Genomic DNA, 11,813 nt, shown 5'->3' on the forward strand with positions numbered 1-11,813 from the left:
GGCTGTCATATATCCTTTACTTGCTTTTTTGCCCATTTCCGCGAAGTTTCGGCATTCATTCGACCTCGTTCTGTTCTGAATCGAGGCTCTTGTCCCAAACATCCCGGAATGTGCCATGACCGATCTTAGCGCCCGCGACCGTATCGCGCCTGACAGTTCTCCACGCCTGTTGACCCTTGCCAGCATTGCCCTTGAAGCCGGGGCGCTGGCGCGTCAGTCGCTGCGTCGCCGTCATGCCGATCAGATGGTGTCCAAAGGTCCGCGCGATTACCAGACGGAAATCGATGTCGCCGTCGAACGCCTTATCGTTGCCGGCGTCACCGAGGCCTTTCCGGACCATGCCATCCAGGGCGAAGAAGAGACAGGCAACCGTCCAGGCGGCCCCGGCGCACCGGTTATCCATATCGATCCGATTGACGGCACCACCAATTTTGCCTGGGGCCTGCCGCATTTCGGCATGACCATCGCCATTGCCGAACAGGGCAAAATCACCTGCGGTGTGGTCTATGACAGTATGCTCGATGAGCTGTTCAGCGCTGAAATTGGCAAGGGCGCTACTCTGAACGGCGAAAAACTACAATGTGCCGAGGTGGCCGATGTCCAGAATGTGCTGGTCGGAGCGGGCCTGCCTGTCCCCGGACAAGTGAAAAGCGTCGAAGAGGAACTTTATCACCGCGCACTACGCCGGTTGATGGATCATACCGCTGGCGTGCGCCGTCTTGGTTCGGCGGCGCTATCGGTTGCCTATGTCGCCTGTGGGCGGCTGGACGGGTTTTTCGAGGATGGCTTGCAGGTTCACGACTATGGCGCCGCTGCCCTGATCCTGACTGAGGCCGGGGGCCTGGTCACAGGCTTTGGCGGACTGCCGGTTGACGCCGGAGGCGGCATTCTCGCCGCCACGCCCGCTTTGCATCCTTGGCTGCTCGCGGGGTTTCAGCCCGCCATGGACCGTTGATTGTCGTAGAGGGCGATCAGCGCTTGAAGTCCGACCGGGTCGTCCGTGGTGATCTGGTCGCATTTCAGCGCCAGCAGCCGCAGGATGCGCGGTAGCGATGCCTCGTCTGCATGGTTGATCGTATAGGCATCGATCCGTTTTCCAGCAGCATGGAAGGCGGCGACCATGTTAAAACCGCGATCCTCGGCAAACAGCACGGCCTCGTGGTCGAGATAGATCATCTCGGCGTCGGGAATGGCGGCAACAGCAGCATCGATGAAGGCAATGAAGTCACCACTTTCCATTGCCCGTTCAATGGCGCCGCCATGGCAGGGGTCGTAGCCGAGCGGCAGGCCGGGCAGGGCCTCTGCCAGACGGACAACGGCCTTTGCATCGCCTGCCGACAGGATTACCCGGTCGCGCACCGGCCCGATGGCGGCAACGAAAGCGGCGATGTCCTGCTCCGTCAAATCGTCTGCCTTTTCCTTCAGGTCCAGTTGCAATACGGCACCCGCCCGATGGGACGTGCTGGCCAGAATGCGCCCGAGATCCTCGATCAGCATGACCCTGTGATTACTTGGTTGTCCGTCATGATCGCGCAGCAACAGGCTGCGCAGCTGCTCTACTGAGGCGGCGCGCACCGGGCCTTGGCCGGTGGTGGCTTTGTCCAAAACCTCGTCATGCAGCACGGCCAGGCCGCCACCGGCATGACAGACGAGATCTATTTCGACGCTGGCGCCAAGCGCCATGCCCTCGGTGATCCGGTCCGGCGTGAAGGAAATATCGCCCGCCTGCTTATGGCCGCGATGCCATTTCAGCATGGTCCTGAAACCGTCGCGCTCGATAAACAAACCGTCAGACATTGGCCAGACTCCTTAATCTATCGGCGGTCTGGGACACACAGATCACCCTATTGTGGCGAAAAACCCGGAAAGCCCTGACCTGCAATTCGGCGCGGTCGCCTTTTTGCCAGCCGGTTCCCGGTTCGGTCATGGCCTTTACCCGCGTGCCATCACCGAGTTGAAGATCGACCATGAGATGGCTGCCAAAATCGATGGCTCGGCAAACGAAGGCTGCATCAGCCCGGTCGGTGGGCGACAGATGCAGGGCTTCCGGCCGAACGGCCAGCACGGCGTCGCCATCCTCTGGATTGGTATCGGAATCGACCGTCAGGGAAAGATCGATATGGGTGAATGCGCCCCGGCGCATCATGCCAGGAATGAAATTCATCTGGCCGATAAAGCCTGCGACAAATTCGGTTTCCGGTTCGCGGTAGACCCGGTCCGGCGGAGCAATCTGCTCGGCACGCCCAGTCCGCATCACGACAATACGGTCGGCCAATGCCAGCGCTTCGTCCTGGCCATGGGTGACGAACAGGGTGGTAATGCCAAGCCGTTGCTGGATATCGCGCACTTCCTCACGCAGCCGTTCACGCAAATGCTGGTCGAGGCTTGCAAAGGGTTCATCGAGCAGCAGGATTTTCGGCTCCAGCACCAGCGAGCGGGCAAGTGCCACTCTCTGCTGCTGGCCGCCCGAGAGTTGATAGGTCTGGCGCTGGCCGTAATCCTTCAACCCGACCATGGCGAGCGCTGCCTCGACCCGATCAGCGATTTCGCTCCTCGCCATGCCGCGCAGTTTCAGGCCGAAGGCGATGTTCTTGAACACATTCATATGGGTCCAGAGTGCATGGCTTTGAAAGACCATGCCGGTCGGGCGCCGTTCCGGTGGCAGATGGGTGACATCCTGGCCGTCGATCCGAATTACGCCGCTGGTTGGCGCTTCGAAACCGCCAATCATCCGCAGCAGCGTCGATTTGCCCGAACCGGAAGGACCGAGCAGGCAGACCAGCTCACCATCCTCCACATGCAACGAGAACGCATCGACGGCGGTCGAGCCGGGAAATTGCTTTGAAACGCGGTCAAGGGTCAGTTGGGCCATGGGTGTTCGTTTCTATTCCGGTTACAGGCGATGATGGATCTGTTCAGGCGCCAAAGCCCTTGGCGAATGCGCCTGTGCCGATGGCTCGGCGGGCAAAGATCAGCGCGAGGAAGGAGGGAACCCACAGCATGACCGAGAGCACCGCGCCATATTGCACCACCATCTGATTGTTGATGAAGGACACCATCAGGACAGGCATGGTACGGACCTGCGGCGCGCCGATCAGCCAGGCGCCTTCGGTTTCGTAAAACGTGCTGACGAAGGTTAGCAGCAGGGCGGCAAAGATCGTCGGCGCTGCCTGCGGCAGAGTGATCGACCAGAAAACGCGCAAGGGCCGGGCGCCCGCGTCACGGGCCGCTTCTTCCATCCGACGATCGACATTCTGGAAGGCGGCAACCGGTATCCAGATCATCAGCATCAGCGTGCCGACCAATTGGATCAGCGCCACGCCCCAGAAGGTGCTGATCAGATGCAGCTTCAGGAAAATCGCCGCAATGGCCACCAGCAGACCGAATTTGGGGAAGGCATGCGAGGCGAGAAAAGACAGGAACAGCAGATTGCGGCCCGGAAATTTCATGCGGGCAAAGGCATAGGCCGCCGGAAGGCAGATCACCGCCGACAGCAGCGTCACCGTGGCGGTGAGGCGCAGGCTGAGGAACAGCGCTTCCCAGACATCGGCGCGGCCAAGCGTCAGGAACCAGAAACGCAAACCGAACTGCTGCGGGATGACCGATGGGTAGCGCCAGACCTCGGTAAAGGCCCAGGTGCCGACCACCAGCAGCGGCAGGGCGATAAACAGCGTGAGGAGGCCTGCGAAAGCAAGGCCTGTCCAGTCGATGCTGCCTACTCTCATCGTAGGGGCCTCATCGTGTTCGCTCCTGATTTCTGGCAATCGAATAGACATAGAACGCGCCGAAGAACAGGCAAAAGCCAAAGCTGATCACCGCCTGCGTTGTGGCGTTCAGCGGATCGTTCAGATCGGCAAACGTCCGCTGCATAAAAGGCCCCATCATTTCCGGCGAGGCCGGGCCGAGCAGATAGGGCAGGGTAAAGGCCGAAAATATTCCGAGAATGGCAAAGGAAGTGGCGACCAGGAAGGAATTGGCCATGCGCGGCAGGATGATATGGATAAACACCTGCACGGGCCTTGCACCGGCATCGCGCGCCGCCTCGACCGCATTGTTTGAAATGGCGCTGAGACCCGCCGTCAGCATCAGCACGGTCAAAGGCAGATTGTCCCAGACCAGACCGATCACCGGACCCCAGGGCGTCAGATAGGGCGTTGGCAGTTTCGGCAGGCCTATGGCGTGGAGCAGGATATCCACTGTGCCATTCGGGCCTATGGTGCGGATCAGCGCATAGGAAAGAATGATCGATGGCACGAACATCGGAAAGATCGCCAGTGCTTGTACATAAGCGGCCAGCCTGCCGGAGGAAAAGCGCAGATAGAGCGCAATCGGCACGCCGATCAACAGCAGCACCACGCCACAGACCGCAGTGGTCCAGAGGGTGATACCGAGATTGCGCAGGCTGTAGGTGTCACTGAAGAAGAACCGGTAGGACGCGGTAGAAACGTGCCACCCGCCCTCTGGTTCTGCCACGACAATTGTGCCGATCACGGCCGAGATGATCGGATAAATGATCAGCCAGCCCAAGAGCAGGATAGGAAGAGCGACCAGAAGCAGGCCAGTCAGCCCGCGTCCGGCTTTTGCCTTCCGCCCTTCAGCGAGCGGCAGCGAACTGGGCGCGCTCATCAACCCCGCGCCAGGCCTGGCGCGACATTGCGGAACCAGCCGTCATTGACCGCCATTTCCCAATCGCCGTTGGGGAATGTTGGGATCGACGCGGGAATGACATCGGCATATTTCTCGCGCAGGTCCTTGGAAATATACTCCCAGGACACACCCGGAAAGCCACCGAGCTCGGTGATGATTGCCGACTGGATTTCTTCAGACAGCAGGACATTGGCGAGCTTCAGGGCGGCATCCTTGTTGGCGCCGTTGGAAAATACGGTCAGGCGGGCAAAATCACCGCAAAGCGCCAGATCCGTCAGCTGCACCAGCCGTGTCGTGTCGGGTAATACGCCCTGGGCAATCGACTGGAGCGCCTGATCGGACCAGATCGGCACCATGGTGACGACGCCTTGGGCAAGCAGCTGGATCGATTGCGAATTGCCGGAGGTATAGGCCCCCTTTTCATAGAGCGATGGAGCAAGATCGTTGAGGATCTTCCAGCTCGGCGGCAAGGCCTTTTCCGCCGCTTCCGCTGTATAATTGCCAACAGTGAATTTGTTCGGGTCACGGCCATTGGCTTCGTGAATAGCGCGGCGAACAAAATTTCCGCCCGAACCGCCCTTGTCGGGGCGGTTGTAGATAAACTGGCCGGGATTGGCCTTGATCCAGGCAGTCAGCTGTTCCCAGGTCTTCGGCGCGTCCTTCGGATCGAGCTTGGTGCTGTCATAGGCCAGAAGAACCTGCGAGCCACGATAGGGAAGCGACTGCGACAGGTCGATGGCCATCGGGTTGACGCGGCCGAAATTGGGGACATTCTTCTCGGAAAATGCGACCCAGAGACCGGCATCGATGGAGCCGGTTGGCAGGCGTGGATTGAAGGCTTCAAACAGGTCGGCCTGCGGATCGCTGTTGGATTTCAAGGCGGCGAGGGCGCGGTCGCCAATCGCCCGCAGACCGTTATTATCGCCGGCATCGATCACTTTGATCGTCAGGTCGCTATTGGCCTTCTCGAAGCTCGGGCGGACGATGTTGTTCCAGAAGTCGATAATATTGGCATCGGAGCCGCTATAGACATTGATTTCCTTGCCCGCAGCAAAGACAAAATTTGGCATGGCGGCCAGGCCTGCGCTTGCACAGGAAGCTAGCAGAAAGTCGCGTCTGTTCATCATCGGTCTCCGAAACGGGGTGAGGTATAAAACCCCTGAAATTTTAGGGCACCGTTACCGCTGGAGCGTGACAGTGACATGAAAGCTGGATGACTGTTTTGTGTCTTTTCGAACACTGGGTTAGAGTGTCTGCCGCCGCCTTGTATTGTCCTTGTGTCCCAGCAAGGCTTCTTGCGAAGATAACTCTTGCAAACAGGGGGCAGCTTCCAATCATCAGTCGTTGTGGAGACAAAGGAAAGAGTGCGCCGATGTCGGAACCGAAAGCAGTCAGCACCGCCATTGTCGTTCTCGCCGCCGGACAGGCGCGCCGGATGGGCGGTAATGCACATAAGCTTCTGGCGCTCTTTGATGGCGTCTCGCTCATCCGCCGCGTCGTGGCGATCAGCCTTGAGAGCCGGGCGGCATCCGTTGCCGTCGTCACCGGTTATCGACGGGTGGAGGTGGAGGCCTGCCTTGCAGACCTGCCCGTCACAATCCGCTTCAATGCCGGGTTTGCCGAGGGCATGGCGTCCTCGCTGATCACGGGGCTAAACGCTCCAGATGTGGCTGACAAGGATGGCGTCATGGTCGTGCTCGGCGATATGCCCGGACTGATGGCATCCCATCTGGATGCGCTGATCTCAGCATTCGAGCGGGCGGATGGCCGGGCCATCATCCGTGCCGTGTCAGGTGAGATGCCGGGCAACCCGGTTATTCTACCGGGATCGCTTCGCCCGGCATTGCTGTCGTTGACGGGCGACAAGGGCGCCAAGGCGATTATCGCTGAAAGCGCGCTGCCGGTGATCAATGTCGATATCGGCCCGGCTGCCCTTGTCGATGTCGATACGCCAGACGCCGTTCTGGCGGCTGGCGGAGTGTTGAACGGCTAAGTGTTGATATAGAGTGTTTGCGTTCGCTTACGTTCTTGCCGAATTCAAGCTTTCAAGCAGCGCGGCGATATAGCCGTAGCAGAAGGCGAAAGCGACGCCGGTTGGGTCCCGGCCGCTGATGGTGGGAACATGATCCGGCATCAGCATGTATTGGTAGCCGACTTCGTGATAGATCTTGACCGACCGAACCATGTCCATATCGCCTTCATCGGGAAAGGTTTCCATGAAGGAGAGTTTGCCACCGCTGATATTGCGGAAGTGGACGTTGAAGATCTTGCCGCGCGTTCCGAACCAGCGAATGATATCGTCGATCTCCTCGCGCGGATTATCCAGCATTTCACCGATTGATCCCTGGCAGAAATTTAGGCCGTGATAGGGGCTTTCGCGCATCTGCACGAATTTTTTCAGGCCCTCCACCGTGCCAAGGACCCGGGTTACGCCTTTATAGCCAGGCGGTGTGTAGGGATCGTGCGGATGGCAAGCCAGGCGCACCTTGTTGCTTTCGGCAACCGGCACAACCCGTTCCAGGAAATAATCGATCCGCTCCCAATTTTCATCCTCGGAAAGAACGCCAGCCAGACCCGGTGCTGCGGCCTGATCGGCCTTGTCCCAGCGGAAGCTTTCATTCATTGAGCCGCCGCGGCCTTTTTCCATCGGCGTGCGGGGAATGCCGATCAGGTTGAGATTGTATTTTGCCGCCGGAATTCCGGCTGCGGCCAGATTCTCAATCATCTTGCAGACCGCATCAATCTGGCGGTCACGGTCTGGGCCGGCCAACAGGATGTCCGGATAGGACGCTCTTTCGATTGGGCTGGAGGGCAAGGGCAATTGCAGCATGTCCAGAATCAGACCAAAGCTTTCCACCTTGTCGCGATGGCGCTCGATATCGGAAAGTGTCCAGCTGCGTGGATCGCCCGGTGGATCGGCGCAGATATGCTTCAGGCCCAATTGCGCAAACACCCGATAATCGTCGTCGTCTCGCGCGCCAACCTGCGTTCCTAAATACATGACGCTCCTCCTCATGCCAGTGCTGTTTATCATGACATAATATGAATTTTATGGAGTGTCGAGATATTTTGAGGCTTTTTGGTGCGTTGGTTTGTGGCGATTTGTCGGCATTATAGAAGCTATTAGAGCGCACTATTGATAAAGATGGTGGCGCGCGAATGGTGCAATAGACGGCAACCAGTCCTTTCATACTATGATACCGATCTAGATATATTATGTGTTTGATATGGTTTCGCATCGCGGCGAACACGTGAATTTTTGCCGCGCCAGGGGGTAATTATTTTGACGGCAGACGTAATTTCCCAAATACGGATGGCTAAAAATTCAAATGATCTGGAGGCCCTTTCGAAGGAGTGAGGCGTGTTCCGCTTTGATGAATGTCAAGAGCTGGGTGAGGGGGGGCTTCGTCGCAGAGCCGTTCGTCGCATCTTTTGCAGGATGTTCAGGCGGGCCGTTGCGGCTGCATCGGAAAAGCGAGTGACGCCTTAGGGCTGAAACCTTTGATATACATGCGTGTTTTGCGTTTGCTAACAATTGCGGACGCTACTGCGAAAAAACTATTACCTCTGATTGCATTGATCGTTGACAGTCGGTTAAATATTGCTATCCTTTCACTCAATAACAAAGATTAATTTCAGAACACAAATCGAAAAAAATTAGTAACGTAGAATATAAACTGGTTTATTAAATTTTGAGAATCGCTCGTTCCATTCGAATATTTAAAATAAGCAAATTATTTAATTCTTATTGGAGGTAAGTGTGGCATCTGTCGCTATCATTGGTTCCGGCATTTCCGGACTGAGTGCAGCTTATTCGCTTGATAAAGACTTTGACGTTCATGTTTTCGAGCAGGACGACCGGCCTGGTGGGCATGCAAGTACAGTGGTCGTTTCCGATCCATTGGGTGATGTCGGCGTAGATACGGGCTTTATGGTATTTAATCCGCCCAATTATCCGAAGCTTACCAAGTTTTTTGCTGAGCTGAATGTGCCGCTGACCGAGCATTTCGGTGGTTTCAATTTCTTCGATGTCGATGCTGGTACCTATTACGGCACGGAGGAATTTGAGAAGGATGAGGCTTATGTTCGGGCGAATTATGGGCCGGAATTCATTTCCGTCTGGGAGCAGGCGGATCGCTTGCTGAGAGAGGCGCCTCGCCATATCATGGAAGGCAAGTGTCAAATTCCATTGGAAGAATATCTCCGTACCTATGGGTATACTGACGACTTTATCAATGGTTACATGATCCAGATTTCCTGCTCGTACTGGTCTGTGCCTGTTGAAGTTACATTGAATTCTCCCGCGGTCATGGTCATCGGTATGTTCCTCAATCATGGCAAGGACGGCCTTGGGGGCAAGGGTGTGAAGTGGCTGGCTGTCAAGGGTGGCGCCAAGGGCTATCTTGATATCCTGATTGGTGGCCTCAAGCGTCCACCAAGGTTGAATGCGGTGGTAACGTCCGTGCGTGCTGTTGCAGGTGGTGTAGAGGTTGAAACCGGCGGAAGCTGGGAAAAATTCGACTATGCCATTGTCGCCACTCATGCCGATCAGGCTTTGAAATTACTCGACAATCCAAGCGCCAAACAGCGCGAAATTCTTGAGACGTTTCGTTACAATCGTTGCCGCACAGTTCTCCATACCGATTCATCCGTGATACCTGTGCCGCCGGACAGGTGGAAAAGTTGGAACTACGGTTGTCTGACGGTGAATGGCAGACGGCAGCCCTATCTCATCTATCATATGAATTCGATTCAAGGGTTTAAGGCGGAGCGGGACTATTTCGTATCGTTGGATAGTCCGCTGCCGATCGATCCTGCCAAGGTGATCAAGACGTTCGATTACGAGCATCCGATCATTACCATTGAAAGCAGCAAAATGCAGGAGCGCCTGCCGTCAATCAATGACGATGGTCCGATTTATTTTGCAGGTTCATACTTCTCTGTCAGAGATCTCGGTCCGGATTTCGTCGGCTTCCACGAAAGTGGCGTCTATTCCGGCACACGGGCGGCGCGCATTGTGAAGCGCCATGCCTCAGCTCCAACAGGAGCGACGGCGTAATCCATCGAGGCGCATAGTCTGCAGGACTTCGCCTTTTTCGCCGAGACAGGATTTTCACCATGAGACGCAGACCTGAGGGGGTGCGTCTTGCGAGAGGTCATGTATCGTCAAGTGGTAGACAGTATGTCATTTTTATATCTTAAGATATTGATATAATGAGATATTTTGGTCCTTTAAAATGATGCTCTAACGGCATTGAACGCCCTCAGCCTGTTTTCGGGAATGGAAAACTATGCCGTTAGGGTCGTCCGCCAGGGGCGGCAAAACAATAGTCACGTTGCGACAGTTGAAAGCTGGCATGTAGCCGGATGTCGCAATCATTTCGGGTGCCGGACGCTGACTTGCGTCTGGCAATGGTATTGCAGGATGAGCCATGTCGGAAGTGCTCCTGTTCACTCATGTTTTTGCCGCAACAATGTTCCTCGGTAATATTGTTGTAACAGCCGTATGGAAAATGATTGCAGATCGAAGCAGTGATCTTGCTATACTGAGATATGCGATAAAATTGGTTTTTTTGACCGATTATGTATTTACATTTGGCGGCGCTGTACTCTTGTCTGCGACTGGCGGATACATGGCTCGCAGCTACGGTATGAGTTTCCTCGACACGCCGTGGTTGCTGTATGGGGTGGGCTGTTTTCTCCTGTCGGGCCTGTCCTGGATGTTGGGGCTGATCCCCAACCAGATCCGCCAGCGAAGGCTTCTCAACCAGGCATCGGATTTCGATGCGATTGCCAAGCCGTTCCGCGCCTTGGCCAGGCGTTGGTATTTCTGGGGAACCCTCGCCAATCTTTTCGCGATCTGTGCCTTGTTTTTCATGGTCACGCGGTGACGTGGCCGATTTTTAAAAATGCATTTCAACGCAACAAAGGGTGACGAATAATGTCTGACGTTCAAACCAAGTTCAGCTACGCAGAAGCCAAGACCTGGCTGGTCGAAAAATTCGCCTACAAGCTCTCTGTGCCTGCATCGGAAATCGATGTGAACAAGATCTTCACCGATTTCGGCCTGGATTCCACCGAGACATTGGTGCTCGCAGGGGAAATGGAACAGTGGCTCGGCTTCGAATTGCCGCCGACGGCCATGTGGTACCACCCGACAATCGAGAAACTGGCCCATTACCTCGTCGAGGCGAAGGATCTCTTCGAAAAAGGCGAACTCTGAAGCCCAGAAGCCACAATCCAGCGAGGTATGGCCAGCGAGGTATGGCGAATGGATATGCCGAAGTCTGCAAGTGAACTTGCCCATCGTGACAATGCCGGGATGACAGTGGTTTGCGTCCATCCCGGCGGAATGCCCATCCGCAGTTACATACAGCTTGCAGAGCGGATGACCGGTTATTCCTGGCACCTGGTCGAGCTCTCTCTCAACAAGCGCTACGCCTCGGCGCTGGGCAAGACCGATCTTCCCGAAGGCATTCTCGGGGAGATCGCCGATGAGGCAATCGCCGATTTGGGAGAGGTTTGGAACACCGAGCGGCTCTGTCTGCTGGGTTGGTCTTTCGGAGGCGTGCTGGCTTGCGAGATGGCAAGCCGGCGTACGGACGGTGCTTGCGGCGCAGTCCTGCTCGACAGCATCGCGCCACGCTTGTTCAATGGCGTGATGGATGGGACGCAGACAGAGCGGTTGATAACCCTCAGCCGTTCACAAGTGGTCAGGGTCCGCTGGTTCACGGACTATATGCGGGCGCTGAAACGGGTCGTCTGGGAAGTGGCAGGCAGCGATGCCCATCGCCTGGCGGAAGACGATCTGATCGAGCTGATGCGTCTTCAATTGATCGCCAATGGCGGCCTGCCCGAAACCACCAGCTTTGTCGGATTTTCCAAAGTCTACCGGGAATTTTCGCGGGGGATGAACCGCAATATCGCGATCATTCTTGCCCATAAGCCGCAATCCTACGGTTTTCCCGTGCATCTGGTGCGGTCGGATTACCCATTATACGAAATATTTCATCTGCATGAAGACATGGGATGGGGGCAATTGGCGCCCAATCTCTCGGTCTCGAACCTGCCGCTGGGCCATTACGAAATGTTGCTGGAGCAACAGGCCCTGGATCACATTTCAACACATATTGAAAATATATCGCACCGTTTGATTTGAAATATAT

General features: G+C 56.2%; 12 protein-coding genes. 6 read left to right on the top strand and 6 right to left on the bottom strand.

The features are described from left to right. Positions 1–115 precede the first annotated feature (115 nt). Entirely contained in the window at positions 116–955 is an 840-nt protein-coding gene (locus tag V6582_RS25340) for an inositol monophosphatase family protein (RefSeq protein WP_156630028.1), read from the top strand. On the opposite strand, the gene V6582_RS25345 is transcribed toward V6582_RS25340, so the two are convergent. Genes V6582_RS25345 through V6582_RS25365 form a run of 5 tightly spaced genes read right to left on the bottom strand, consistent with a single transcriptional unit; the run spans position 934 to position 5,771 of the window. Next, complete coding sequence (locus V6582_RS25345) at positions 934–1,797, bottom strand: glycerophosphodiester phosphodiesterase (RefSeq protein WP_156630026.1); 864 nt, start codon at positions 1,795–1,797, stop codon at positions 934–936. The genes V6582_RS25340 and V6582_RS25345 overlap by 22 nt on opposite strands. Further along, entirely contained in the window at positions 1,790–2,872 is a 1,083-nt protein-coding gene (locus V6582_RS25350) for an ABC transporter ATP-binding protein (RefSeq protein WP_156630023.1), read from the bottom strand. The genes V6582_RS25345 and V6582_RS25350 overlap by 8 nt, the downstream gene beginning before the upstream one ends. Positions 2,873–2,915: 43 nt before the next feature. Beyond that, complete coding sequence (locus tag V6582_RS25355; protein WP_156630021.1) at positions 2,916–3,725, bottom strand: ABC transporter permease; 810 nt, start codon at positions 3,723–3,725, stop codon at positions 2,916–2,918. Positions 3,726–3,735: 10 nt separating this feature from the next. Next, positions 3,736–4,626, bottom strand: coding sequence for an ABC transporter permease (locus tag V6582_RS25360; protein WP_156630019.1), 891 nt, complete (start codon positions 4,624–4,626; stop codon positions 3,736–3,738). Next, positions 4,626–5,771 (bottom strand): extracellular solute-binding protein, encoded by a 1,146-nt coding sequence (locus V6582_RS25365; RefSeq protein ID WP_156630017.1) that lies wholly within the window; start codon positions 5,769–5,771, stop codon positions 4,626–4,628. The genes V6582_RS25360 and V6582_RS25365 overlap by 1 nt, the downstream gene beginning before the upstream one ends. A 248-nt stretch (positions 5,772–6,019) precedes the next feature. On the opposite strand from V6582_RS25365, the gene V6582_RS25370 reads away from it, so the two are divergent. Then, positions 6,020–6,640, top strand: coding sequence for a nucleotidyltransferase family protein (locus V6582_RS25370; RefSeq protein ID WP_156630015.1), 621 nt, complete (start codon positions 6,020–6,022; stop codon positions 6,638–6,640). A gap of 27 nt (positions 6,641–6,667) precedes the next feature. Here the strand turns inward: V6582_RS25370 and V6582_RS25375 are convergent, their stop codons facing one another. After that, positions 6,668–7,648, bottom strand: a complete 981-nt coding sequence (locus V6582_RS25375) for a mannonate dehydratase (RefSeq protein ID WP_156630013.1) — start codon at positions 7,646–7,648, stop codon at positions 6,668–6,670. A 759-nt stretch (positions 7,649–8,407) separates the two neighbouring features. On the opposite strand from V6582_RS25375, the gene V6582_RS25380 reads away from it, so the two are divergent. From V6582_RS25380 to V6582_RS25395, 4 genes are all read left to right on the top strand, one after another. Further along, the gene (locus V6582_RS25380) at positions 8,408–9,706 is read left to right on the top strand and encodes an FAD-dependent oxidoreductase (RefSeq protein WP_197434259.1); all 1,299 of its coding nucleotides are present in this window, start codon (positions 8,408–8,410) and stop codon (positions 9,704–9,706) included. A 373-nt stretch (positions 9,707–10,079) separates the two neighbouring features. Further along, on the top strand, positions 10,080–10,538 hold the full coding sequence (locus V6582_RS25385) for a DUF2269 family protein (protein WP_156630010.1): 459 nt from the start codon (positions 10,080–10,082) through the stop codon (positions 10,536–10,538). Positions 10,539–10,588: 50 nt separating this feature from the next. Beyond that, positions 10,589–10,870, top strand: a complete 282-nt coding sequence (locus V6582_RS25390) for an acyl carrier protein (protein ID WP_070165427.1) — start codon at positions 10,589–10,591, stop codon at positions 10,868–10,870. Between the two features lie 54 nt (positions 10,871–10,924). Continuing rightward, positions 10,925–11,806, top strand: coding sequence for an alpha/beta fold hydrolase (locus V6582_RS25395; protein ID WP_197434258.1), 882 nt, complete (start codon positions 10,925–10,927; stop codon positions 11,804–11,806). Positions 11,807–11,813: the final 7 nt, after the last annotated feature.

This window comes from Agrobacterium vitis (genome assembly GCF_037039395.1).
Classification (GTDB): Bacteria; Pseudomonadota; Alphaproteobacteria; order Rhizobiales; family Rhizobiaceae; genus Allorhizobium; species Allorhizobium vitis_E.